We start from the raw sequence: 25,100 nt of genomic DNA, 5'->3' as shown, positions 1-25,100 counted from the left end.
GCGTGCCCGGGGTCGTACCGCCTTCCTCAGCGCCCTCACAGCGTCGGGCGGGCATGATGACCGGCAGGAGGTGTCACATGTCCGTCCTGAAGAGTCGTCCCGTCCTGCGCTGGCTGGTCCCGGTGACCGCCGTCGTGACCGTCATCGGCGGGGGCGCCGCGCTCGGCACGTTCGCCGCCCAGGCCGAGCCGAGCCTGCCGCCGCGTACCGCCGCCCAGCTCCTCGTCGACCTGCAGACGTCCCGGTTGGAGGGGCTCTCCGGCACGGTCGTGCAGCGTGCCGACCTGGGCCTGCCACCGCTGGCCAACCTGGTCGGCGGCGACGGCCTGGCCGGCCTGCTCACCGGCACGCACACGCTGCGGGTCTGGCACTCCGGGCCGGACCGGCAGCGCATCGCGTTGCAGGACACGCTCGGCCAGCACGACGTGATCCGCAACGGCCGCGACGTGTGGACCTGGAACAGCCGGTCCAACACCGCGACCCACCGCACGCTGCCCGAGGCCACGGGGTCGGCCAGGGCCCCCGAGCTGCCGGCCACCCCCGGGGACGCGGCCGACCGGGCCCTGGCGGCGATCGACCCGAGCACCGAGGTGAGCGTCGGCCGCTCCGCCACGGTCGCCGGCCGTTCGGCGTACGAGCTGGTGCTCACGCCGCGCGACGCCGCCTCGCTGGTGCACCAGGTGCGCATCGCCATCGACTCGCGCGAGCACGTGCCGCTGCGCTTCGAGGTCTTCGCCGACGGCAGCGACCAGCCGGCGTTCGAGATGGCCTTCACCCAGGTGTCGTACGCCCGGCCGGACGCCGACCAGTTCGCCTTCAACCCGCCGCCCGGGGTGAAGGTGACCGAGGAGGCGGCCGGGAAGCGACCCGCCCACGCGCCCGACAAGCGCCCCGCGGGCGAGCGACCGGACGTGCGTACCGTCGGCGAGGGCTGGGGCACCGTGGTGGTCGCGCGGCTCGACGGCGCCGGTGCGCCCGCCGACCGGGCCAAGGCGGCCCCGGGCGGGTCGACGGACGGCCCGGCGGCGCTGCTCGGCGCGCTGCCGGCGGTCAGCGGCGACTGGGGCAGCGGCCGACTGCTGACCGGGAAGCTGTTCAGCGCGCTGCTCACCGACGACGGCCGGCTGATCGCCGGCGCGGTGACCCCGGAGCGGCTCTACGAGGTGGCCAGGGGCTGACGCCCGACAGCCCGGGGGCCCGCCGCGCGGCGGGCCCCCGCGGTCTGTCCGGGGGCGCCCGGGCGCGGCCCGGCGCGCTTGGTCGGGAGGGCCGCGGCGCGGTATCTTTCTCAGTTCAGGCAACAAAAAAGAACGGCTCCCAAAGGCCGTTCTTGAGAGGGATACTAACCGATTGGGAGACGGCTTGTCAAGGCACTCCGCCGATTCCGGGGAATTGCGGCCCGATGACGAGATCGGCCGCGAACAGGAATACGTCTCGATGCTCTACCGGCGGTTGGACGAGCTGCGTGAGCAGGCGTCCCGCCGGTTGGCCGAGGAGTTGCGGGCGACCGGTGGCACCCTCCAGGCCCGCTCCCAGCGTGACAGTTCGGTGCGGATGTACGCCGACCAGGTCGAGCAGTTCTCCGCCGTGGAGAACGGCCTCTGCTTCGGCCGGCTCGACACCGAAGAGGGCGGCCCCCACTACATCGGCCGGATCGGCATCTTCGACACCCGCGGCGACTACGACCCGCTGCTGATGGACTGGCGCGCCCCGGCGGCCCGCGCCTTCTACCTCGCCACCGCGGCGAACCCGCAGGGGGTGCGCCGCCGCCGGCACCTGCGCACCCGCGAACGCAAGGTGACCGCACTCAACGACGAGGTGCTGGACCTGGCCACCGCCTCCCCCACCGCCCACGAGGAGCTGACCGGCGAGGCGTCGCTGCTCGCCGCGCTCAACGCCGGCCGCACCGGCCGGATGCGCGACATCGTGGAGACGATCCAGGCCGAGCAGGACCGCATCATCCGCGCCGACCTGCCCGGCGTGCTGGTGGTGCAGGGCGGCCCGGGCACCGGCAAGACCGCCGTCGCGCTGCACCGCGCGGCGTACCTGCTCTACACCCACCGCGAGCAGCTCTCCACCCGGGGCGTGCTCATGGTCGGCCCGAACGCCACCTTCCTGCGCTACATCTCGCAGGTGCTCCCGGCGCTGGCCGAGACGGGCGTGCTGCTGCGTACGCAGGCCGACCTCTTCCCCGGGGTCGGCGCGCGCCGGGCCGAGCCCGCCGGGACCGCCGCGCTGAAGGGGCGTGCGGTGATGGCCGAGGTGCTGGCCGGCGCGGTGCGGGACCGGCAGTGGGTGCCCGACGAGCCGCTGGAGATCGAGCTGCCGCAGCAGGAGGTGCTGCGACTCGACCCGGAGACCGTGCGCGTCGCCCGGGACCGGGCCCGCCGCTCCGAGCGGCCGCACAACCTGGCCCGGGCGCTCTTCGACATCGAGATCGTGCACGCCCTCGCGGCCCAGGTCGCCGAGCGGATCGGCGCCGACCCGCTGGGCGGGGAGAACCTGCTCGACGAGGCCGACGTGGCGGAGATCCGCCGCGAGCTGCGCGACGAGCCCGAGGTGCGGGCCGTGCTGGACCGGCTCTGGCCGGTGCTCACCCCGCAGCGCCTGCTCGCCGACCTGTACGCCTGCGCCGACCGGATCGCCGCCGCCGCGCCGATGCTCGCCGACGCCGAGCGGGCCCTGCTGCGCCGCGACCCCGGCGGCTGGACGCCGGCCGACGTGCCGCTGCTGGACGAGGCGGCCGAACTGCTCGGCGAGGACGAGCGGGCCGCCGCCGCCCGCCGGGAGCGGATCCGGGCCCTGCAACGGGAGTACGCCGAGGGCGTGCTGGAGATCGCCCGCGGCTCCCGCTCGATCGACGTGGAGGACGAGGCCGACGGCGGCGAGATCCTGGGCGTCACCGATCTGATCGACGCCGACCGGCTGCTGGAGCGGCAGGAGGAGGCGGACCGGCTGACCACCGCCCAGCGGGCCGCGGCCGACCGGAGCTGGGCGTTCGGCCACGTCATCGTCGACGAGGCGCAGGAGCTGTCGCCGATGGCCTGGCGGCTGCTGATGCGCCGCTGCCCGAGCCGCTCGATGACGATCGTCGGCGACGTGGCGCAGACCGGGGCGCTGACCGGCACCCCGTCCTGGGCCGAGGCGCTGGAGCCGTACGTGGCGCAGCGGTGGCGGTTGGAGGAGCTGACCGTCAGCTACCGCACCCCCGCCGAGATCATGGCCGTCGCCGCCGAGGTGCTCGCCGAGATCGACCCGGCGTTGCGCCCGCCTCGCTCCGTACGCGACAGCGGGGTGCCGCCGTGGGACCGTGCGGTGGCGCCGGAGCGGCTGGCGGTGGAGCTGGTGGCCGCCGCGACCCGGGAGGCGGCCGATCTGGCCGACGGCCGGCTCGGGGTGATCGTGCCGGGCGGCCTCGTCGACGAGCTGGGTGCCGCGCTCACCGCCGCGCTGCCCGAGGCGGCCGTCGGCGAGGATCCCGAGCTGGAGAGCCGGGTGGTGGTGCTCACCGTCGGCCAGGCCAAGGGGCTCGAGTTCGACTCCGTCCTCCTGGTCGACCCCGACCGCATCGTGGCCGAGTCGCCGCGGGGGCGCAGCGACCTCTACGTCGCCCTGACCCGCGCCACCCAGCGCCTCGGCGTCCTGCGCCCCGCCTGAGCGGCTCCTCGCCCCGCCCACCGGTCCCGCCGGATCGGGACTCCGGGCGGGACGGGGCCATCCGACCCCGTCCCGCCCGGCGGGTCATTCGTCGGTGAAGTCGCCCACCTGGCTGGCCGGGCCGGACTGGTCGCTGGTGGAGCCGGCGGCGGGAGTGCTAAGGCCGCCGGTGGTGGCGTCGCCCGTGGTGGTCGGGGCGACCTTGCCGCGGTGGCGCTCGGGCTGCCGGGCGAGCCGGCGCACGCTGGCCGGGCCGGCGGTGCCGCCGGTCGTGGTGACCGCGCCCTGCCCACGGGTGGGGCCCCCGTCACGCAGCACGGCCGGGTCGACCGGCGCGTGGGCCGGGTCGTCCGGGTCCTCGTCCTGGATGACCCGCTGCACATCGGTGGCGGGCACGGTCACCTCGTCCAGGGCGCCCTCGCCGTACACGCCGCCGGCGATCCGGTCCTCGGCCCGCCGGGCGGCGTCCTGTCGCATGTCGTCCTCGCGCACGTCCATCACCTCGCAGAAGTGTCGGTGCGGTTGCGTGCCCGGCGGCCGGGCCGACAAACCCGCCCAGGGGGTCGGTCGGGGGTCGTACCGGCGCCCGGGCGCACCACGCCCGGGGCACGGCCGCGCCCCGGCGCCGCCGGCTGCGGGTTTTTCCGCCGGCGGCGGGCGTTACTGCCCCCACCGGCTCGGGTAGACGTGGGGTGCCCCCGCCATGAAGGCGAACCGTGCCGTGGCCGAAACGCGGTAGCGGGGCGAGGGAACGCAGGTACGCCTCATCGCATCCTGAGGAGGACAAGATGAGCACGCAGGCTGCTTCCACCAGGCCGATGAACCGGCCGACGAACGACGCGCCCAACCGCGCGATGCAGGACCGGGCCATCCAGGAGACGCCCACCCGCCCGATGCCGATGATGCAGGACGGGCACCGGGAGGCCGTGCAGGCACCCGGCACGGAGACCAAGCCGGCGCTGCGGACGACCGAGTTCTGGGTCTACATCGCGGCCGTGATCGGCGTGCTGGCCGCCTCGCAGCTGGTGGGGCGGAACACGACCGGAGTGGACATCTTCCGGGCCGACAACGCCTGGTTCATGATCACGCTGCTGACCCTCGGTTACCTGGGTAGCCGTGGTCTGGCCAAGGCCGGCAGCAACTGGCGCAGCGGCGAGGAGCGCAAGGCCCGGCACTGACCGGGCACCGCCCGCCACAGCGACGGTGGCCTCCGGGACGAGACGTCCCGGAGGCCACCGTCGTGCGTGGTCCTACTCCTCGAAGCCGCCGAAGTCCTCGCCGAAGTCGCCCTCGAACGCGTCCTCGATCATCTCGCCGGCGACCATGCCGCCGGCGACGCCCAGGGCGGCCCCCGCGACGACGCCGCCCATGCCGACGCCCCGGCCCCCGTGCCCCCGGCCGTGGCCGTGGCCGCCGAAGCCCTGCGCGCGCAGGCTGCCGTAGCGGGAGGTGGTCTCCCGCAGCCAGCCGTCGACGACCTGGACCCAGTCCGTCCGGTCGGCGTCGGGGTGCCCGACCCGGTAGTGGCCGAAGGCGTCGTGCCCGGCGCTGAGGAACCCGCCACGCTTGTCGCACTCCAGGATGACCTCGACGCCGTGCGGGCTGGTGACGAAGGTCAGCTCGACCTCGTTGATGGTGCCCGCGTACTGGGGCGAGGCGAAGAACTCGATCTCCTGGTAGAACGGCAGCGTCTGCTGCGTGCCGCGGATGCGGCCGCGCTCCAGGTCGGCGTGCTTGAACCGGAAACCGAGCCGCTGGAAAGCCTCCAGAATCCGCTCGTGCACCGGCAGCGGGTGCACGTTGACCTGGTCGAGGTCGCCCTTGTCCACCGCCCGGGCGATGGCCAGCTCGGTGCGCAGCCCCATCGTCATGCCGCGCAGGCGCTGGCCGTAGACGTCGGTGATCGGGGTCTCCCACGGCATCGGCAGCTGGAACGGCAGGGAGAGCTGCTGCTTCGCGGCGAGCTGGAGCGGGCCGCTGACGGGCAGCCGGTGGAACTCCATGACGCCGGCGTACTCCGTGTCGTGGCCCTCGATCTCGACCCGGGTGACGAGGCCGACGACGACCTGCTCGATGTTGGCGGGCGCGTCGCCGCCGAGCAGGTTCACCCGGCCCTCGAGGGTCAGACCGGGTCGGGTGTTCGGGTTGGTCAGGACGGTGTCGACGCTCGGCCCGCCCACGCCGAACGCGCTCAACATCTTCTTGAAGACCATCGGAACTCCCGTACGATGACGCCGCGCTCCACCCGGAGCCGGCCGCTGACTTCCCCGGACCCTATCCACGAGCGCTGTGAAGTGCCTGTGAGGGCCCGTCGGGGCGGGAGCGCGCGGCTCCCGTCCTGCCGCGGCGCTGCCCTGCGTCGGCACCGGATGCCGTCGGCGTGTCCGTCAGCCGGCCTCGACGACGACCAGCTCGCCCACCTGCTCGGCGAGCTGGCCGCGCGCCTGGGCGGCAAGTCCCGCGTCGGTGACCAGCACGTCGGCGGCGGAGAGCGGGGCGATGGTGGCCATCCCGACCGTCTCCCACTTGGTGTGGTCGGCCAGCACCACCAGCCGCCGGGACGCGTCGATCAGGCACCGGTCCGTCCCCGCCTCCAGCAGGTTCGGCGTCGTGAACCCGGTGCGCGGGCTCATCCCGTGCACACCGAGGAAGAGCACGTCGACGTTGAGGGAGCCGATCGCCGCCTCGGCCACCGGCCCGGTCAGGGCGTCCGACGGGGTACGGATGCCGCCGGTCAGCACGACCGTCCGGTCTGCGCGCGGGCTCTGGTGCAGGGCGTCGGCGACGGGGATCGAGTTGGTCACCACCGTCAGGCCGCGTACGTCGACGAGGAGGGTGGCCAGCGCGGCGGTGGTGGTGCCGGCGGAGAGCGCGACGGCCGTGCCGGGCTCGACCAGCCCGGCGGCCCGCGCGGCGATGGCCCGTTTCTCGGCCTGTTGCCGGGCGGACTTGGCGACGAAACCGGGTTCCTCGGCGGAGTCGAGGCCGGCCAGCGTCGCGCCACCGTGGACCCTGTCGATCAGCCCCCGCTCGGCCAGCGCCTCCAGGTCGCGCCGGATCGTCATGTCGGAGACGCCGAACCGGCTCACCAGGTAACTGACCCGCACGCCGCCGTGCTGCCGGATCAGGCCGAGGATCGCGGCCTGCCGCTGTCGGGCCAGCACCCGGATGACCTCCTTCGGGCCGTCAACGGGCCGCGTCGGCGCCCGGGCCCTCGCGGACCACCGCCACCTCGCCGGCCGGCACGACCAGGTCACCGGCGCACGCCGTGCCGGTCAGCAGCTCCACGCCGGTGACGTCGAGCCGGGCGTCGGCGTCGGTGTGGTTGATGATGAAGAGCCAGCTGCGGTCGCCGTCGCGCCGCCGGACCGCCTCCACCCCGGCGGGTGCGCCCGCCGGCGGGCGCACCCCCGACTCGGCCACCAGCCGGGCCACCAGCCGGTCGGTCGCCGCCGGGTCCAGCCGCGTGCCGACGTACCAGGCCGCACCCGCGCCGGTCCGGTGCCGGGTCAGCGCCGGCACCCCGGGCAGGGGCCCGTCGGCGTACGCGGCGAGCACCTGCGCGCCCTCCGGATGCAGCCACTCCGTCCACACGTCGGCGACCGAGCCGTCGTCCAGGCTCACCCGCTCCCCCGCCCGCAGCGGGAAGAACTCCTCGACGCGTACGCCCAGCAGCTCGCGGAACGCCCCCGGGTAGCCGCCGAGGCGGACGTGGTCGTGCTCGTCGACGATGCCGCTGAAGTACGTGACCAGGGCCGTGCCGCCCGCCTCGACGAAGCGGCCCAGCGCGGCGGCGTGCGCGTCGCGCACCAGGTAGAGGGTGGGCACCAGCACCAGCCGGTAGCGGGCGAGGTCGGTGCCCGGGTGTACGACGTCGGCGGTGATGCCGGCCCGCCACAGCGCGTCGTGCAGCGCCCCGAGCCGGTCGGCGTACGTGACGTCGACGCTGGGGTGCGAGTCCAGCTCGGCGCCCCACCACGCCTCGTAGTCGAAGAGGATCGCCACCTCCGCCTCGACCCGGCTGCCGCGCACCTCGGCGAGGGCCCGCAGGTCGGCGCCGAGCCGGCACACCTCGCGGAACACCTTCGTCTCCGGGCCGGCGTGCGGGAGGAGCGCGGAGTGGAACTTCTCCGCCCCGGCGCGGGAGGCCCGCCACTGGAAGAAGAGCACCCCGTCCGCGCCCCGGGCCACGTGCGCCAGGCTGTTGCGGCGCAGCTGCCCGGGGGTCTTGGCGACGTTGCGCGGCTGCCAGTTCACGGCGCTGGTGGAGTGCTCCATCAGCAGCCACGGCGCGCCGCCGGCGACGCCCCGGGTGTGGTCGGCGGCGAGGGCGAGGCCGACGTGGGCGCGCGGGTCGGCGGCGGTGAGGTAGTGGTCGTTGGCGACCAGGTCCACATCGGACGCCCAGGAGTGGTAGTCGAGGTACTTGATCCCGGTGCCGATCATGAAGTTCGTGGTGACCGGCTGGCGGACCAGGCGGGTGAGCACCTCGCGCTCGGCGCGCAGCTGGGCGCGTTGCTCGTCGGAGGAGAAGCGCAGGAAGTCCAGCTGCTGGGTGGGGTTGGCGAAGGTCGGCGCGGTGCGCGGCGGGTTGATCTCGGCCCAGTCGCCGTACCGCTGGCTCCAGAAGGCGGTGCCCCAGGCGTCGTTGAGCCCGTCCAGGTCGCCGTAGCGCTCGCGCAGCCAGCGGCGGAACGCCTCGGCGCTGACGTCGCAGTAGCAGTGCACGTTGTGGCAGCCCAGCTCGTTGGAGACGTGCCACATGACCACCGCGGGGTGGGCGGCGTACCGGGTGGCGACGGCCTCGACCAGAGCCAGCGACCGCTCGCGGAACACCGGCGAACTGGGGCAGTACGCCTGCCGGCCGCCCGGCCAGAGGATCGCCCCGTCGGCGCGCCGGGGCAGCGTGTCCGGGTGCCGGTGGGCCAGCCACGGCGGCGGGCTGGCGGTGGCGGTGGCCAGGTCGACCGAGATCCCGCCGGCGTGCAGCACGTCGATCGCCCGGTCCAGCCAACCGAACTCGAACCGGCCGGGGGCGGGCTCCAGCAGGGCCCAGGAGAAGATCCCCACCGACACCAGGTTGACCCCGGCCCGGCGCATCAGCTCGACGTCCTCGGCCCAGGTGGACTCGGGCCACTGCTCGGGGTTGTAGTCGGCACCGAACCAGATGTCGTCGCCCTGCCATTGCCGCATGGGTGCAGAGCGTGCCCGGCCGAGGCCGCCAAGTCAACACTTTCCAACATCGATAACCTTTACAACGTTTACCCATCGACGGCCTTGTCGCGACCGGGTTGCCGGGAATCTGCCACCCCCTTGACACCACCCGGAGGACGAGTAGCTTGAGGCGCCACTGGCAATTCGTGTTCGCCAATGTGGATTCGCGATGGATCCGAATGTGTGTTCACGGTTGCCGGGACACCGCCACCGCCGACCCTCGGGCACCTCTTCATCCGCAGGAGGCACCATGTCCCGTCCCCGCACCCGAGCCGAATACCTCGCCCGGCTCGTACCCCCCTCCGTCGCCGGGCTGAGGCGCCGCTCGGTGCTGGCCGGCGCCGCCGGCACCGGCGCGCTGCTCGGCACGGGCCTGCTCACCGGCTGCGGCGCCGACTCCGGCGGATCCGACGCCAAGACGGTCTCGCTGGGTTCGAACCAGTCCGACCCGAAGCCCAAGGAGGTGACCGCGAAGGTGATGGACGGGTTCCAGACCTCGTCCGGCCTCCAGGTCGCCATCAACACGGTCGACCACAACACCTTCCAGGAGAACATCAACAACTATCTCCAGGGCAAGCCGGACGACGTGTTCATGTGGTTCGCCGGCTACCGGATGCGGTTCTTCGCCGCCCGGGGCCTCGCCAGCGACCTCAGCGACGTCTGGGGCCAGCTCTCCGGGATGTCCGACGCGTTCCGCAAGGCGTCGACCGGCGACGACGGCAAGCAGTACTTCGTGCCGTCGTCGTACTACCCGTGGGCCGTCTTCTACCGCAAGTCGGTCTGGCGGCAGAACGGCTACCAGGTGCCGAAGACCCTCGACGACCTGACCGCGCTCGCCGGGGAGATGAAGAAGGACGGCCTGACCCCGATCGCCTTCGCCGACAAGGACGGCTGGCCGGCGATGGGCACCTTCGACATCCTGAACCTGCGGATCAACGGCTACCAGTTCCACATCGACCTGATGGCCGGCAAGGAGTCCTGGACCTCCGAGAAGGTGCGGAAGGTCTTCGACACCTGGCGCGGGCTGCTGCCCCTGCACCAGCCGGACAGCCTCGGGCGGACCTGGCAGGAGGCCGCCCAGTCGTTGCAGCAGAAGAAGAGCGGCATGTATCTGCTCGGCCTCTTCCTCGGCCAGCAGTTCGGCAACGACGAGCTGGACGACCTCGACTTCTTCACCTTCCCCGAGATCGACCCGGCGATCGGGGCGAAGGCCCTGGACGCGCCCATCGACGGCTACATGATGGCCCGCAAGCCGAAGCAGGAGGCCAACGCGCGCAAGCTGCTGGAGTACGTCGGCTCGAAGGCGGCGGCGGACATCACCGTCAAGAGCGACCCGAGCACCCTGGTCGCCAACGGCGAGGCCGACACCAGCGGCTACAACGCGTTGCAGAGGAAGGCCGCCGAGCTGGTCGGCTCGGCCACCGAGATCGCCCAGTTCCTGGACCGCGACACCCGCCCGGACTTCGCCTCGACCGTGATCATCCCGGCGCTCCAGCAGTTCATCAAGGACCCGAAGGACATCGGCGGGCTGACCTCCAGCATCGAGAACCAGAAAAAGTCGATCTTCACCGACTGACGGCGAGAGGTGAGGGCACCGTGTCCGACCTGCCCCTGATCCGAGCGGATCGCGCCGCGCCGCCGGCCGCCCCGACCACCGTCGCCACGGGTGGTCGCGGCCGGCGGGTACGGCTGCTGTCCCGCACCGACCGCGTGGTCATCGCGCTCATGGTGCTCGTACCGCTGCTGCTCGTCGTCGGCCTCGTCTGGCTACCGGCGGGGGCCACCGTGCTGCTCTCCGGCACCGACTGGGACGGCATCGGCCCGCTCGGCGACATCGAGTGGGTCGGCGGCCGCAACTACACCGACGTGGTCGGGAACTACCCGCCGTTCGTGCCGGCCGTGCAGAACAACCTGCTCTGGCTGGCGGCGCTCTTCGTGGTGGCCACCCCGTTCGGCATGTTCCTGGCGGTCCTGCTGGACAAGGAGCTGCGCGGCAGCCGGTTCTACCAGACCGCGCTCTACCTGCCGGTGGTGCTCTCCCTGGCGCTTATCGGCTTCGTCTGGCAGCTGCTCTACTCGCGCGACCAGGGCCTGGTCAACGCCGTCCTCGGCACCGACGTCGACTGGTACGGCGACCCGGACGTCAACATCTGGGCCGTGCTCGTGGCCGCCGGCTGGCGGCACGTCGGCTACATCATGCTGCTCTACCTGGCCGGGCTCAAGGGCGTCGACCCGTCGTTGCGGGAGGCCGCCGCCGTGGACGGCGCGTCGGAGGGCCGGACTTTCCTCAAGGTGATCTTCCCGGTGCTGCGGCCCATCAACGTCATCGTGCTGGTGGTGACGGTGATCGAGTCGCTGCGCGCGTTCGACCTGGTCTGGGTCGTCAACAAGGGCCGCAACGGCCTGGAGCTGATCTCGGCGCTGGTCACCCAGAACGTGGTGGGCGAGGCGAGCCGGATCGGCTTCGGCTCGGCGCTGGCCACCCTCATGCTGGTCGTCTCGCTGGTCTTCATCGCCGTCTACCTGGCGACCGTGCTGCGGGAGGAACGCCGATGAGCACCGCGACCGTGACCCGGCAACCGGGGACCGCCCCCACCCGCGCCCGCCGCCCGCCGCCGCGCCCGGCCCGGGTGGTGCTGCACGCGTTCCTCGCGGCGGTGGCGATCGGCTGGCTCTTCCCGATCCTCTGGGCCGTGCTGACCTCGCTGCGCTCCTACGAGTACACCGCCGCCAACGGCTACGTCTCGCTGGGCGGCTGGACGCTGGACAACTACGTCACCGCCTGGCGCAGCGCCGAGTTCGGCAAGCACTTCCTGAACTCCGTCTACATCACCGTGCCGGCGGTGCTGCTGACGCTCTTCCTCGCCTCGTGCGTGGCGTTCGTCATCGCCCGGTTCAGCTGGAAGACCAACGTCGTCCTGCTCGGCCTGTTCACCGCGGCGAACCTGCTGCCCCAGCAGGCCCTGCTCATCCCGCTGTTCCGGCTCTTCACCCAGGTGCCGCTGCCGGCGTTCATGAGCGACTCGGAGGTGCTCTACGACAGCTACTGGGGGCTGATCCTGGTCAACGTCGCCTTCCAGTGCGGCTTCTGCGTCTTCGTGCTCAGCAACTACATGAAGGCGCTGCCGCGCGACCTCTACGAGGCGGCCATGGTCGACGGGGCGAGCGTCTGGCGGCAGTACTGGCAGGTCACCATGCCGCTGTGCCGGCCGGCCCTCGCCGCGCTGGCGACCCTGGAGGTGACCTGGATCTACAACGAGTTCTTCTGGGCCACCGTGCTCATGCGCACCGGGGACAAGTTCCCGGTCACCAGCTCCCTGAACAACCTGCGCGGCGAGTTCTTCACCGACAACAACCTCGTCTCGGCCGGCTCGGTGCTGGTCGCCATCCCCACCCTGGTGGTCTTCTTCCTGTTGCAGAGGCAGTTCGTCCGGGGTCTGACGCTGGGGGCCTCGAAGGGATGACCGTCCTGCACCTGCGCCGCGCCCGTACCAGCCTGGTGCTCGACGCGCGCGGCCCCGGGCTGCCCCGGGTCGCGCACTGGGGCGCCGACCTCGGCCCGGTGCCGGCCGGGGAGCTGCCCGCCCTGGTCCGGGCCACCGTCGCGCCGGTCGCGCACAGCGGCTTCGACGCGCCGACGGTGCTGTCCCTGCTGCCCGAGGCGGGCGCCGGCTGGGGCGGCCGGCCGGCGCTGGCCGGGCACCGCGACCGCGCCGCCTGGTCCACCGACTTCCGGCTGACCGGCCTCGACGTCGCCGACGACGGCGACGGGCCCGCCCGGGTCGGTGTCCGGGCGGCCGACGACGCGGCGGCCCTCTCGTTGACCGTCGAGATCACGCTCGACCCGACCGGGCTGGTGCTGCTGCGCCACCGGCTGCGCAACGACGGCGCCACGGCGTACGAGCTGCGGGAGCTGACCCCCGTGCTGCCCGTGCCGCCGGTCGCCACCGAGCTGCTGGACCTGACCGGCCGGTGGTGCCGGGAACGCTCGCCGCAGCGGCACCTTTGGCCGATGGGCGCCTGGGTACGCGAGGGCCGGCACGGCCGCACCGGGCACGACGCGACCCTGCTGCTGGTCGCCGGGACGGCCGGGTTCGGCTTCGGCCACGGCGAGGTGTGGGCGGTGCACACCGCCTGGAGCGGCGACCACGTGACCTTCGCCGAGCGGCGGCCGACGGGCGAGTCCGTCCTCGGCGGCGGCGAGCTGCTCGCCCCCGGCGAGGTGCTGCTCGATCCCGGCGCCGAGTACGCCACCCCACTGCTGTACGCCGTCTTCTCCGACGCGGGGCTGGACGGGCTCAGTCACGCCCTGCACACCCACCTGCGCGCCCGACCGCAGCACCCCACCACGTCCCGCCCGGTCACCCTCAACGTCTGGGAGGCCGTCTACTTCGACCACGACCTGGAGCGGCTCCGCGCGCTGGCCGACCACGCCGCCGAGGTGGGGGTGGAACGCTTCGTGCTCGACGACGGATGGTTCCGGGGACGCCGCCACGACCGCGCCGGGCTCGGCGACTGGTACGTCGACGACGCCGTCTGGCCCGACGGCCTGCACCCGCTCGTCGACCATGTGCGCGGGCGCGGGATGCGGTTCGGGCTCTGGGTGGAACCGGAGATGGTAAACCCCGACTCCGAGCTGTTCCGGGCCCACCCCGGGTGGGTGCTGTCGGCGCCGGGCCGGCTGCCACCCGGGTGGCGGCACCAGCAGGTGCTCGACCTGGCCCACCCGCCGGCGTACGCGTACCTGCTGGAGCGGCTGGACGCCCTGCTCACCGCGTACCCCGGCATCGACTACCTCAAGTGGGACCACAACCGGGACCTGACCGAGGCCGGCCACCGCGGCCGCCCGGGGGTGCACGGGCAGACCCTCGCGGTGTACCGGCTCCTCGACGAGCTGCGCCGCCGCCACCCGGGCGTGGAGATCGAGAGCTGCGCGTCCGGCGGCGCCCGGGTCGACCTGGAGATCCTGCGGCGTACCGACCGGGTCTGGGCCAGCGACTGCAACGACGCCCTGGAGCGGCTGGCCATCCAGCGCTGGACGGGGCTGCTGCTCCCGCCCGAGCTGGTCGGCAGCCACATCGGACCGGAGCGCTCGCACACCACCCACCGCGTGCACGACCTCGGCTTCCGGGCGGCGACCGCGCTCTTCGGCCACCACGGCATCGAGTGGGACATCGGCGCGCTCGACCCGGCGCAGCGCCGCGAGCTGGCGGGCTGGGTCGCGCTGCACAAGCGGCTCCGCCCGCTGCTGCACGCCGGCCGGGTGGTCCGGGTCGACCACCCCGACCCGGCCGTCTGGGCGCACGGCGTGGTCGCCCACGACGCTTCCCACGGGGTGTACGCCGTGGCACGGCTGGCCACCTCGGTGACCCAGACCCCCGGCCCGGTCCGCCTCCCCGGCCTCGCCCCCCGCCGGCGTTACGCGGTGCGCCCCGTCGCGGGCGTGCCGGGGCCCGCGACCGCCCAGCGGGCCGCCCCGGGCTGGCTGGCCGACGGCGGGGTGACCCTCGGCGGCGCGGTGCTGGCGGCGGTCGGGCTCCAGATGCCGGCGCTGCACCCCGAGCAGACCCTGCTGCTGGAGGTCACCGCCACGACCTGAGCGACCGGTCCCGGGCCGGCGAGCCGACTCAACGGGTCGGCGTGGGGAACGGGTGACGAGTCACGCTCGATGGCAGAAGAGTGGTGTCGTCCATCTTCGCGGCGAACAGTGCGTGCCGGGTCAGAGAGCGAGCACCGCTGAGATCCGCGCCGCGCAGATCCGCGGACCGCAGGCTCGCCTCGGACAGGTCCGCACCGTCCAGGTCCGCGCGGCCCAGGATCGCACCCCCGAGGTCCGCCCCCCCGCAGGTCCGCGCCGCGCAGGTCCACCTCGACCAGGGTCGCGCCGGACAGGATCGCGCCCCGCAGATCCGCATCGCGCAGATCCGCGCCGCGCAGGTCCGCGCCGGCGAGGAATGCCGCACCCAGGTCCGCGCGGCGCAGATCCGCGGACCGCAGGCCCGCGTGGTGGAGGTTCGTGCCGCTCAGGTCCGCGTCGGGCAGGAAGACCCCCTCGTTCAGTTTCAGCAGCGCACCGTCGAGCTCCAGACGGCTGTTCCTCTCGTCGTCCGGCGCCGGCCGCCGAGCCAGCACGGTGACGGCCGCGCGAACGTCCGGCGGCGCCCCGGGGACGGTGGGGGGCATCGGGTCAGGCCGGGGAACGCTGGTGCGCACGAACGCGCACAGCACGTCGATCACCGTGGGCTCGTCTGCCGGCGAGTCGCGCATGAGGCGTTCCAGGGCGTAGATGCCGCCCAGGCGAATCGACAGCTTGTCGTCGCCGGTCTGGCCCAGTTGGTCGATGGCCCGGCTGAACCGGTCGGTGACCTGCCCACGATCGGCCAGCCGCACCTGCTGCCGAGCGGCCTCGGTCGCCTCTGCCGTGTGGTCGAGCGCCTGCCCGGTGAACACCAACGCGCCCACCGCAGCCAGCGCGGTCAGACCCTGGAACAGCGTGTGCACCCCCTCGCGGAGCTGGGTCCGGACGTCCTGCCGCGCGGTGCCCGCCCGGGAGGCCGATCGCCGGTGGGGTCGGCCGTCCGCCCCGCCGGCCCACCGCTGCCGCCGCCCGGCCGCAGCAGCCCTGGCGGGCGCACGACCGGAACCCCGTTCGACACGGTCAGCGGCGAGGCGGCCACGAAACGTCGGCATGGTGCCATTGGACCAGCCCGGTGCCAGCGGTCGGTGTCGAGGTCGAGGCTGGCAACCGCGGGCGGACGGCCCACGGACGGGGCGGCTCGACTGCGGCTCGGCAGCGTCCCACCGGTGGCCGGGCCCGTGCGGACCCGGCCACCGGTGGGGCGTGGGATGTCAGCTCGCGGTGCAGGTCACCGCGGGCGGGGTGTTGGTGCCGTTCCAGCTGGCGATGAAGCCGAAGCTGGTGCTGGCTCCGGCGCCCAGCCGGCCGTTCCAGTCGGTGTTGCGGGCGGTGACGGTGGACCCGCTGCTGCTCAGGGCCGCGTTCCAGGACTGGCTGACGCTCTGGCCACCCGCGAACGTCCACCTCGTCGTCCAGCCGGTGATCGCCGCCGAGCCGGCGGTCACCTTCACCTCACCCTGGAAGCCGCCCTGCCACTGGCTGACCACCGTGTACGTCGCGGTGCAGCCGCCCGGCGGCGGGGTCGTCGGCGGAGGCGGCGTGGTGGGCGGCGGCGTGGTGGGCGGGGGCGTGGTGGGCGGCGGCGTCGTGGGCGGCGGCGTCGTGGGCGGCGGGGTGCCGCCGAAGACGGTCGCCTCCTTCGCGGTCGCCTTGATGCCGTTCGCGCCGTTGAAGAGGCGCTGGCCCCAGGTGGTCAGCGCGGCGGGGTTGAAGTTGGTGACCATGTCGAGGTACTCGACGCCCCCGCCGTTGCCGCTCCACGACCAGCCCAGGTAGCCGATCCCGTTGGCCTGGCTGTAGGAGAGGATGGTGTCCTCGTCGGGGTTGCCGTCGGAGTGGTCGAAGCCGAACTCGCCGACCACGATCGGCAGCTTGGCGGCGCGGAACCGGCCGAGGTAGTCGCTGATCTCGGCGGCGGTGTCGAAGACGCCGTACATGTGGATGGAGAAGACCGTGTTCTTCTGCGGGTCGGCCGCGAAGACCGACGCGGCGTTGTCGCGCATGGTGAAGGACCAGTCCTGGCCCCAGTTCGGCGCGTCGACCATGATCGTGTGGGTCAGGCCGGCGGCCCGCAGCCGCTTGATCGCGTCGGCCGTGTCGGTCGCCCAGGTGCCGTAGCCCTGGTTGCCGTACGGCTCGTTGCCGATGTTGACGATGACGTACTTCTCCTGGCCGGCGAGGGCGCTGGAGACGCTGAGCCAGTAGTCGACCGCCTGACTCAGGGTGGCCGCGCCGCTCTGCTCGCCGTAGCCGGTGGTGTCGTGCACCTCCAGCACGCAGATCAGCCGGTTGGCCTTGCACAGGGAGATGACGTTGGCGACGTCGGCGGTGTCGTTCTTCGCCCACCGCTGGCCGCTGGCGAGCACCACCCGCACCGTGTTCGCCCCGAGCGCCTTGATGTTGGCGAAGGAGCTGGTCTGCTGCTGGTACCAGGTGTGCGCGTGGTTCACGCCGCGCATCACGAACTCAGCGCCGTTGGCGTCGTAGAGCTTGCCGTCGGCGACGGAGAAGCCGGTGGCGGCCCGCGCCGGCTGGCCGAACGCCAACACGGCGATCAGCAGCGCGAGCAGGGCCGCTCCGGCGGCGGAGAGTCGTTTCTTCATGGCCTTCCTCAAGGGGAGGACCCCCGCTGCCCAGGTGGGGGTGGGACGTCACAGGGGATGGCGGCTGCAGCCCGACAGCCGCCGCCCGGCTCCCGGCGGCGCAGGGATCAGCGTAGGCCGGTCGGTGCGACCGCGCAATGAACCGGTTAAGGAGCGGACCCCCGGCAGACCGGACGCGAGGGTTGACCCGCCCTGGTCGGGGTATCCGGGGAGGATCCGCCCGGATCGGAGGGAGACACCATGGTCAAGGTCGGTTACACCCTGATGTGCGAGCAGGCCGGCCCCAAGCAGTTGGTCGACCATGCGGTGCGGGCGGAGGCGGCCGGCTTCGACCAGCTGGTCATGTCCGACCACTACTACCCGTGGCTGGACTCGCAGGGCCACTCCCCGTACGCCTGGTCGGTGCTCGGCGCGGTCGCGCACGCCACCTCCCGCGCGGAGCTGATGTCCTTCGTCACCTGCCCGATCCGGCGCTACCACCCGGCGGTCGTGGCGCAGAAGGCCAGCACGGTCGGGGTCCTCTCGGACGGCCGGTTCACCCTGGGCCTGGGTGCGGGCGAGAACCTCAACGAGCACGTCGTCGGCGGCTGGCCGCACGTGCAGCAGCGGCACGAGATGTTCGAGGAGGCGCTCCAGATCATCCGGCCGCTGCTCAACGGGGAGACGCTTACCTTCTCCGGCAACCACTACGACGTGCCCGACGCCTACGTCTGGGACCGGCCGGGCCGGCCGGTGCCGATCGCCGTCGCCGCCTCCGGCCGGCAGTCGGTCACCCTCGCCGCCGAGTACGGCAACGGCCTCGTCGCCACCGAGCCGGACCCGCACATCATCGACATGTACGACGAACTCGGCGGCGCCGGCCAGCCCCGCTACGGGCAGGTGGCGATCTGCTACGGCCCGGACGAGGCGGAATGCCGCAAGATCGTGCACGACCAGTTCCGCTGGTTCGGGATGGGCTGGAAGGTCAACGCGGACCTGCCCGGGCCGGACTCGTTCGCCGCCGCCACCCAGTTCGTCCGCGAGGAGGACGTGGCCGAGGGGGTCTCCTGCGGGCCCGACGTGGACCGCCACGTCGAGGCGTTCAAGAAGTTCGTCGACGCCGGCTTCACCCACGTGGCGATCGTGCAGGTGGGCGGTGAGACGCAGCCGATGTTCCTGGAGTGGGCGGGCGAGCAGCTCCTGCCCAGGCTGCGCGAGCTGTGAGGGTCGCGCCGGCCCGGTGGCCCCGGGCGACCGCGCCGGGCCGGTTCGGCCCGGCGGAGCTGCGGCTGGCGCTGGCCGCCCCCAGGCCCGCCGCCGGGCTGACCAGCGAGTGGCGGCTGGTCGACGGCCTGCGGACGCACACCCGCCGGGCGGGTGAGCCGGGCGGCGCCGCCACCCCGGTCGTGCTGGTGCACGGGTTGGCGGTGTCCCACCGCTACCTGACCCCGCTGGCCCTGGCGCTGGCCGGCACCCATCCGGTCTACGTGCCCGACCTGCCCGGCTTCGGGCTGACCGAGCGCCCCGGCCGCGCGTACGACGTCTCCCGGCACGCCGACCACCTGGCCGGCTGGCTCGCCGCGTACCGGATGCCGCCCGTCTGCCTGCTCGGCCACTCGTTCGGCGCGGAGGTCGTCGCGGCGCTGGCCGCCCGGCGTCCCGACGCGGTCCGGGCCGTGGTGCTCGCCGGCCCGACCAGCGACCCGGCCGCCCGCTCCCGGCGGGCGCAGTTCGGACGATGGCTGGTGGACACCCTGCGGGAGGCACCGTTGCAGGCGCCGATCCTGCTCCGCGACGTCTTCGACGCCCGGCCCTGGCGGGTCTACGCGACCCTGTCCCACTCGGTGCACAACGCGATCGAGGCGGACCTGGTCCGCATCGCCGCGCCGACCCTGGTCGTCACCGGTTCCCGGGACCCCGTCGTGCCGCCGTCCTGGCGCTCGCAGCTGGGTCAGCTCGTGCCGCACGCCCGCACGGTCGCGGTGCCGGGTGCGGCGCACAACGTCGCCACCACCGCTCCGGCGCAGGTCGCCGACGCGATCCGCGCCCTCCTCGCCCCGTCGCTGACGAACAGGTGATCACATGCGTATCGGTAACACGGAGATCCGGCCGGCCGGCGGCGGGCTGGGCTGCCTGCTGATGATCCTCTTCTCGATCGTCGCCTCGGTCGTCCTGACCGTCGTGCTCAACCTGCTCCTGTGAAGACCGCCAGGGCCCCCGGCGGCTCCGGCTGATCCCGGCGCGAGGGAGCCCCGGGCCGCCGGCTCTGTCGCTCCAGGGTCTCGCCCGGGCGCCGCTGCGCGGGGACGTCGCGGCCGGTCGAGCCGAGGACCGGGCGGTCAGGGGCGCGGCCGAGGGCGGTCAGCACCTCGCGGGTCCCCTGACGGACCGGGTCCACGACGGGCCGGCAGGCGGTCAGGCGGGGTCGAGGTCCAGATCCGCCACGACCGGGTAGTGGTCGGAGGCGTACTCGGCGTCGCCGCCCCGCAGCACCCGGCAGTCCCGCACCCGGTCGGCGAGGGCCGGCGTGCCGAACAGGTAGTCCAGGCGCATCCCGGAAAACTCCGCCCCGCCGTGCCGGGTGGGGGCGGTCAGCCCGCCGTCGGGCGGCCCGGCCGCCGCGTACAGGTCGACCAGACCGGCGGCGAGCAGCCGGGCCACCGCCCGCGTCTCCACCGTCCGTCCGTCCCGGCGCAGGTGGCGGCGGCGGTACGCAACCGGCAGCCGGGCGACGCGCTCGGCGTGCTCGGCGATCGGGTCGAGGGTGTTGAGGTCGCCGGCCAGCAGCCCCCACTCCCCCGGGCAGCGGCGCAGCGCCGCGGCGGCCCAGCCCGCCTCGACGCGCCGCCGCAGCCCCAGGTACGGGTCCAGGTGGACGCTCAGCACCGTCAGCGGTCCGGCGGTGGTCGCCACGGTGACCCGCTGCGCGGCGTGGTGGAACGGCCGGCGCACCCGGGTCGCGGCGAGCGCGCGCAGCGGCGGTCGGAGCAGCACCGCCACCGGCTGCCCGAGACAGGACCGGGCCAGGTGGGGACGCATCCCCACCCGGCCCGCGAAGTCGGCGAGCACGTCGCCGGAATCGAAGTCCCGTAGCTCCTGCAACGCCAGCACGTCCGGTCGCTCGGCGGCGACGACCCGGGCCAGCAGGCCCCGGCGGTCGGCGCCGCCGGAGTCCCGCCCGCCGGTCCGCACGTTCCAGGTCATCGCCCGCAGCATCGGCCGCGTCAGTCCGCCCGGCCGGCCTTGGCCAGCTCGTCGTCGAGGGTGTGCACGTCCTCGGACTCGATGCTCGGCCGGTTGCCCTCGCGCACGTCCTCGTTGGGGCGGACCACCCAGTAGAGCAGCCCGACCCAGAGGGCGGTGAGGATGATCGCGCCCATGAAGTCGGTGGGGTGGTGCATCCCCCGGTACATCCGGGAGATCGCCACGCCGGTCGGCATCACCACCGCGAGCGCCACGAAGAGCCACCGCCACCAGCGGTCGGTACGCGGGAAGACCACGACCGCGATCGCCACCCAGACGCAGAGCGTGGCGGCGATGTGCCCGGACGGGAAGGAGGAGGTCGGCATCGGCCCGTCGAGGTTGCCCACCGGCGGTCGCGGCCGGTCGACGGCGGCGGCCGAGGCGAGGAAGAGGCTCAGCTCGCCGAACATGGTCAGCGCCACGAACAGCACCGGCCGCCAGCGCCGCCACACGGCGAGCACGAGCGGGCAGAAGACCAGCGAGATGAGCAGGATGGCGTGGGTGTCGCCGGCCTTGCTCCACCAGTAGCTGAAGTCGTCCCGGCCGGAGGTGCGGTGCTCGGCGAACCACCTCGGCACGTCGGTGTCCAGGGTCGCGAAGAAGGTCCCGCCGGCGTGGTAGCTGACGAACATGCCGAAGCCGTAGAGCGCGCCGAGGACCAGCACCCAGCCGACCACCAGCTCGAACGCGGCGGCCCGGGGGTGCGGCAGCAGGTGCTCCTCGTCGGGGGCGGGCGCCACGTCGTGCGCGGCCTCCGGCTCCAGGCCGTCGGTCAGCGCCGGGGCCGGGCGCCCGCGCTCCAACCGCCAGAGCCGGAAAGCGTACGCGGTGACGCCGAGCCAGGCCGCGCCGAGCAGCCAGGCCCCGAGCACGTCCGAGAGGAAGTGCACGCCCAGCGCGATCCGGGTCAGGCCGATGAGGAACACGACGACGGCGACCAGGGCGATCGCGGGCTTGCGCCAGCGGCGCGACATGGCCGGCAGGAAGACCAGCAGCAGCGCCCCGTACGCGACCATCGAGCCGAGCGCGTGCCCGCTGGGGAAGCTGTCCCCGGCGTACGTGCCGATGGGCACCTCCACCTTGGGGCGCAACCGGTCGACCAGCGTCTTGAGCGCCGGGTCGAGCACCAACGCGCCGACGCCGGTGACGATCAGGAACACCGCGAGCCGGCCCTGCTTGCGGATCAGCAGCCCGAGCACGGCGACCGACACCAGCCAGATGATGACCGCCCGCCCGCCGAGGTCGGTGAGCGCGTTGAGCACCGTCACCAGCGGCCCGTGCGGGGCGATCAGGTCGTTGAGCCAGGCGGCCACTCCGTGGTCGACGTCGTAGAGCGGGGACCACCGGGTCCGGACCAGGACGAGGAGCACCCCGAAGCCGACCCCGGCGCCGAGAACGATCGCCAGGCCGGCGAGGGTCCGCTCGGTGAAGTGACCCAAGGGTCGTCGTAACGCCTCTTTGACCGCGCCCACGGCAGCCTCCCTCTCGCTTCTGGCGTGCCGCAATACCCGATCGGCGCCCCGCGTACACCGAGGGGTGTCCGATGCGGACCTACAGGGAGGTCATCTCGCCGGTGTCGTGGAGTTCCTCGCGCTCGGCCTCGGGCTCCCAGAGGTCGGGCTGGGCGGGTTCCCGCGCCCCGATCCGCAGCGCCTCGAGCTGGGCGGCGAAGGAGAGCCCGCCGAAGAGCGCCATCCCGGTCAGGTTGGCCCAGAGCAGCAGCGCCATCATCCCGGTCAGGGCCCCGTACGTCTGCCCGAACCCGTCGCTGAACCGCACGTAGGCGGCGAGCAGCAGGCTGGCCAGCCACCACAGCGCGGTGGCGATGCCGGCACCGATGAAGAGCCAGGAGAGGCCGGGCTGCTTGCGGCGCGGGGCGTGCCGGAAGATCACGGCCACGGCGAGGACGGTCAGGCCCAGGCTGAGCGGCCAGCGCACCGCGTCCCAGGCGCCGTTGGCGAACTCGCCCCAGGCGTAGTGCCGCTCCACGGAGTCGCCCATCGGGCCGCCGCCGACGAGGATCAGGAACCCGGTCAGCGCCGGCACGCCGGCGACGAAGGCCAGGACGGCGGCGCGCACGTACTTCCACAGCGCCGGCCGGTCCCGCTCGACGCCGTAGATCCGGTTCGCGCCGCGCTCGATCTGGGCCATCGTGGTGGTCAACGCGACCAGGCCGGTGAGCAGGCCCAGACCGAGCGCCAGCTCCCCGGCGCGCTCGGTGCGCTCACCCTCGCCCAGCAGTTCGGCCACCATCGGCTCACTCGCCCCGGGGGTGAGCGCCAGCACCGTGTCGGCGACGACCTCACCGCCCTCCTCCACGCCGAGTTCGCTGATCAGGCCCGTCAGCGCTATCAGGAACGGGACCACGGCGAGGCAGAGTTGCAGCGCGAACGCCCGGGAGTGGCTGAACCCGTCGCCGTAGCGGAACCGGATGAACGCGTCCCGCAGCAGGTGCCAGCCGCCCTGCCGGCGCAGGGTGTGCCAGGCGTCGTCCGCGCTGAGTTCCTCGTCCGACATGAGCCGGGTCTCCGGCACGATGCGGGTGCTACTCACGGCGGGCTTCCTCGATCAGCCGCTCACCACGCTCGGCCGCCGCCTGGGCGTCCTCGGCCAGGTCCGGGTCCTGTTCCGGCTGCGGCACGCAGAGCCACAGCGCCCGCCGGCGGATCTCGGCCCGGAGGGTCGTGCCCGGCTCGATGAGGTCGCCGTCGAGCTCCCGGGGCTGGACCCGGTTGCTGGTGATCTCGACCCGCCGGGCCCGGAAGACCTCCATCCGGGGCACCCGGTCCTGCCGGAGCGCGACCGCCCAGCCGAGCGCGAGCCAGTGCCGCAGCGTACGCGGGGTGAGCACCGCGACGTCGAGGTAGCCGTCGTCCGGCTCGGCGTCGGTGAGCAGACGCAACCCGCCCTGGAGGCGACCGACGTTGGCGACGAGGACCGAGCGGGCCCGGCGGCGGATCGGCTGCTGGTCGTCGACGCGGATGGAGACCTTCATCGGCCGGTCGCGCAGGTGCCGGACGGCCCCCACGACGTACGCCGGCCAGCCGAACCGCTTCTTGGTGGTCTCCGAGGTGTCGGCGAGCATCTGGGCGTCGAAGCCCATGCCGGCCATCACGGTGAAGTAGTGGTCCTCGACCGCGCCGACGTCGAGCAGGCGGCGGCCGCGCTCGACGGCGATCTCCAGCCCGGCGGCCAGCTCCCCGGAGAGCCCCAGGTTCGCCGCGAGCAGGTTGCCGGTGCCCTGGGGCAGCACGGCGAGCGCCACGTCGGTGCCGACCAGGGCGCTGACGCAGGACATCACGGTGCCGTCGCCGCCGCAGGCGAAGACGACCTCCACGCCGGCCTCGATCGCCTTCTCCGTCTGACCGCGGCCCGGGTCCTCGACCGTCGTCTCGAACCACAGCGGCTCGGGCCAGCCGGCGGCGGCGAGGGCGTCCTGGACCGTCTGACGCAGCTCGTCGAGGTCGGCCACCTTCGTCGGGTTGACCACGACGGCGGAGCGCAGGCCGTCCCCGTCGTGCGCCACGCGTCGCTTGTCCTCTAGAGGGTCCACGGCGCCAGTGTGCAGCAGATCCGGCCCGGCAGCGACCCGGCGGCGCGGTGACGTTGGGCGCAGCCGGAACGGGTTTGCCGACGCGGGCAACCGGATCGGCGGACCCGGCCCGGGACCGCCGCCCGGGCCGGGGTACGCCCGGCCGGTACCGGGGTCAGGCCGCCGCCCGCAGGGCGGTCTCCACCCGCTGGCGCAGGTCGTCCAGGTCGGCGCCCGCCTCGGTGAGCACCAGCGCGCCCAGCCCGTGCCCCTCGCGGAGCACGCCGAGCAGGATGTGCTCGGTGCCGATGTGGCGGTGGCGCAGCCGCAGCGCCTCCCGCAGCGACAGCTCCAGCACCTTCTTGGCACGCGGGGAGAAGGGGCCGCCCACGTGCCGGCGCAGGCCCCAGCGGCGGCGCGGCGGCGGCGCCGCCTCGCGCAACGCGTCCGGGCCGAACGACTCCTCGATCCGCGCCACGATGGCGGCCAGGTCGATGCCGATCTCCCGCAGCGCGGCGGCGTCGGCGTCGGCGAGGCCGGTGCCGCCCCGCGCGGTGTGCCGCCGGACGCGGGCCCGCAGGTCGTCGGCGCGGACGCCCGCCTCGGTGAGCACCCGGGCGGCCAGGCTGTCGCCGTCGGCGAGCAGCGCGAGCAGCAGGTGCTCGGTGCCGACCGGCCGCTGCCCCTCGGCCCGGGCTTCGTCCCGGGCCACGCGCACCACCGTGCGGGCCCGGTCGGTGAACCGTTCGAACATCACGCCTCCCAGGAGGATCCGACCGCCGGACGCCCGGCGTGCTTCTTGTGGACCGCCTGCCGACTGACCTCGAGCTCGTCGGCGATCTCCTGCCAGGACCAGCCCTGTCGACGGGCGTTGTCCACCTGGACCACCTCGAGCCGTTCGAGCAGCCGGCGCAGCGCACGGACGGCTCGCAGCCCGACCCGTGGGTCGGTGCTGCCGGCCGCCGCGGCGAGCTCCGTTGCCTGACTCATGACGTCAACCTACGTTGACAGCGCGACCCTGTCAACCCATGTTGACATCCGGCCCCCGCCACGCTGGTCGCCCGGCGCTCCCGGACGCTGCGGGCCCGCGGTCCGGCCGAAAGCCGGGGAGACGCCGCTGGCCGGCACCCCGTGTGGGGGTGCCGGCCAGCGTGTTCGTTCAGTTGATCTGGTCAGTTGTTCCAGTGCTGGGCGACGAGGTCGGCGGCCTGCTGCTCCCACTGGGCGTAGTGGT

General features: G+C 73.7%; 20 protein-coding genes and 1 pseudogene. 9 read left to right on the top strand and 12 right to left on the bottom strand.

Going from position 1 to position 25,100, the window contains the following annotated elements; translation table 11 throughout:
• The first annotated feature begins 77 nt into the window (after positions 1–77).
• Positions 78–1,178: a LolA family protein gene (locus tag V6V16_RS06765; protein WP_334560557.1), complete on the top strand. Its 1,101-nt coding sequence runs from the start codon at positions 78–80 to the stop codon at positions 1,176–1,178.
• Positions 1,179–1,437: 259 nt separating this feature from the next.
• Positions 1,438–3,657, top strand: a complete 2,220-nt coding sequence (locus V6V16_RS06760; RefSeq protein ID WP_334560705.1) for a HelD family protein — start codon at positions 1,438–1,440, stop codon at positions 3,655–3,657.
• A gap of 84 nt (positions 3,658–3,741) precedes the next feature.
• On the opposite strand, the gene V6V16_RS06755 is transcribed toward V6V16_RS06760, so the two are convergent.
• A complete protein-coding gene (locus tag V6V16_RS06755; protein WP_334560555.1) occupies positions 3,742–4,149 on the bottom strand; it encodes a hypothetical protein in 408 nt (135 codons plus the stop codon).
• Between the two features lie 296 nt (positions 4,150–4,445).
• On the opposite strand from V6V16_RS06755, the gene V6V16_RS06750 reads away from it, so the two are divergent.
• Positions 4,446–4,835 (top strand): hypothetical protein, encoded by a 390-nt coding sequence (locus V6V16_RS06750; RefSeq protein WP_334560554.1) that lies wholly within the window; start codon positions 4,446–4,448, stop codon positions 4,833–4,835.
• Between the two features lie 72 nt (positions 4,836–4,907).
• Here the strand turns inward: V6V16_RS06750 and V6V16_RS06745 are convergent, their stop codons facing one another.
• The 3 genes from V6V16_RS06745 to V6V16_RS06735 all read right to left on the bottom strand — a co-directional run bounded on the left by V6V16_RS06745 (position 4,908) and on the right by V6V16_RS06735 (position 8,850).
• A complete protein-coding gene (locus V6V16_RS06745) occupies positions 4,908–5,870 on the bottom strand; it encodes a sporulation protein (RefSeq protein WP_334560552.1) in 963 nt (320 codons plus the stop codon).
• A 174-nt stretch (positions 5,871–6,044) separates the two neighbouring features.
• The gene (locus V6V16_RS06740; RefSeq protein WP_334560551.1) at positions 6,045–6,821 is read right to left on the bottom strand and encodes a DeoR/GlpR family DNA-binding transcription regulator; all 777 of its coding nucleotides are present in this window, start codon (positions 6,819–6,821) and stop codon (positions 6,045–6,047) included.
• Positions 6,822–6,843: 22 nt separating this feature from the next.
• On the bottom strand, positions 6,844–8,850 hold the full coding sequence (locus V6V16_RS06735) for a beta-galactosidase (RefSeq protein ID WP_334560550.1): 2,007 nt from the start codon (positions 8,848–8,850) through the stop codon (positions 6,844–6,846).
• A 271-nt stretch (positions 8,851–9,121) separates the two neighbouring features.
• Between V6V16_RS06735 and V6V16_RS06730 the strand changes: the two genes are divergently transcribed.
• The 4 genes from V6V16_RS06730 to V6V16_RS06715 are packed head-to-tail and all read left to right on the top strand — an operon-like array spanning position 9,122 to position 14,470.
• On the top strand, positions 9,122–10,447 hold the full coding sequence (locus V6V16_RS06730; RefSeq protein ID WP_334560549.1) for an ABC transporter substrate-binding protein: 1,326 nt from the start codon (positions 9,122–9,124) through the stop codon (positions 10,445–10,447).
• Between the two features lie 20 nt (positions 10,448–10,467).
• On the top strand, positions 10,468–11,427 hold the full coding sequence (locus V6V16_RS06725; protein WP_334560548.1) for a carbohydrate ABC transporter permease: 960 nt from the start codon (positions 10,468–10,470) through the stop codon (positions 11,425–11,427).
• Entirely contained in the window at positions 11,424–12,335 is a 912-nt protein-coding gene (locus V6V16_RS06720; protein WP_334560546.1) for a carbohydrate ABC transporter permease, read from the top strand. The genes V6V16_RS06725 and V6V16_RS06720 overlap by 4 nt, the downstream gene beginning before the upstream one ends.
• The gene (locus V6V16_RS06715) at positions 12,332–14,470 is read left to right on the top strand and encodes an alpha-galactosidase (protein ID WP_334560545.1); all 2,139 of its coding nucleotides are present in this window, start codon (positions 12,332–12,334) and stop codon (positions 14,468–14,470) included. Before V6V16_RS06720 ends, V6V16_RS06715 begins: the two co-directional genes overlap by 4 nt.
• A gap of 293 nt (positions 14,471–14,763) precedes the next feature.
• On the opposite strand, the pseudogene V6V16_RS06705 reads toward V6V16_RS06715, so the two are convergent.
• Both V6V16_RS06705 and V6V16_RS06700 read right to left on the bottom strand, forming a co-directional pair.
• A pseudogene (locus V6V16_RS06705) lies at positions 14,764–15,054 on the bottom strand (pentapeptide repeat-containing protein); the annotation flags it as partial.
• A gap of 666 nt (positions 15,055–15,720) precedes the next feature.
• Positions 15,721–17,112, bottom strand: a complete 1,392-nt coding sequence (locus V6V16_RS06700; RefSeq protein WP_334560544.1) for a cellulase family glycosylhydrolase — start codon at positions 17,110–17,112, stop codon at positions 15,721–15,723.
• Positions 17,113–17,352: 240 nt separating this feature from the next.
• Here V6V16_RS06700 and V6V16_RS06695 point away from each other — a divergent pair, with 240 nt between their 5' ends.
• Positions 17,353–18,315, top strand: coding sequence for a TIGR03557 family F420-dependent LLM class oxidoreductase (locus V6V16_RS06695; protein ID WP_334560542.1), 963 nt, complete (start codon positions 17,353–17,355; stop codon positions 18,313–18,315).
• Entirely contained in the window at positions 18,312–19,169 is an 858-nt protein-coding gene (locus V6V16_RS06690; RefSeq protein WP_334560540.1) for an alpha/beta fold hydrolase, read from the top strand. The genes V6V16_RS06695 and V6V16_RS06690 overlap by 4 nt, the downstream gene beginning before the upstream one ends.
• 337 nt (positions 19,170–19,506) lie before the next feature.
• Here V6V16_RS06690 and V6V16_RS06685 read toward each other — a convergent pair whose 3' ends face one another.
• From V6V16_RS06685 to V6V16_RS06660, 6 genes are all read right to left on the bottom strand, one after another.
• A complete protein-coding gene (locus V6V16_RS06685; protein ID WP_334560538.1) occupies positions 19,507–20,307 on the bottom strand; it encodes an endonuclease/exonuclease/phosphatase family protein in 801 nt (266 codons plus the stop codon).
• Between the two features lie 8 nt (positions 20,308–20,315).
• The gene (locus tag V6V16_RS06680; RefSeq protein ID WP_334560536.1) at positions 20,316–21,806 is read right to left on the bottom strand and encodes a phosphatase PAP2 family protein; all 1,491 of its coding nucleotides are present in this window, start codon (positions 21,804–21,806) and stop codon (positions 20,316–20,318) included.
• 79 nt (positions 21,807–21,885) lie between these two features.
• The gene (locus V6V16_RS06675; RefSeq protein ID WP_334560534.1) at positions 21,886–22,887 is read right to left on the bottom strand and encodes a YihY/virulence factor BrkB family protein; all 1,002 of its coding nucleotides are present in this window, start codon (positions 22,885–22,887) and stop codon (positions 21,886–21,888) included.
• Positions 22,880–23,887, bottom strand: a complete 1,008-nt coding sequence (locus V6V16_RS06670) for a diacylglycerol/lipid kinase family protein (RefSeq protein ID WP_334560531.1) — start codon at positions 23,885–23,887, stop codon at positions 22,880–22,882. The genes V6V16_RS06675 and V6V16_RS06670 overlap by 8 nt, the downstream gene beginning before the upstream one ends.
• A gap of 154 nt (positions 23,888–24,041) precedes the next feature.
• Entirely contained in the window at positions 24,042–24,620 is a 579-nt protein-coding gene (locus V6V16_RS06665; RefSeq protein ID WP_334560529.1) for a Clp protease N-terminal domain-containing protein, read from the bottom strand.
• On the bottom strand, positions 24,620–24,856 hold the full coding sequence (locus V6V16_RS06660; protein WP_089001290.1) for an HTH domain-containing protein: 237 nt from the start codon (positions 24,854–24,856) through the stop codon (positions 24,620–24,622). Before V6V16_RS06660 ends, V6V16_RS06665 begins: the two co-directional genes overlap by 1 nt.
• Between the last annotated feature and the right edge of the window lie 244 nt (positions 24,857–25,100).

The organism is Micromonospora sp. CPCC 205561, from assembly GCF_036906775.1.
GTDB lineage: Bacteria > Actinomycetota > Actinomycetes > Mycobacteriales > Micromonosporaceae > Micromonospora.
Note: the sequence above shows the minus strand (reverse complement) of the source record. Positions and strands in the feature narration are given on the sequence as shown.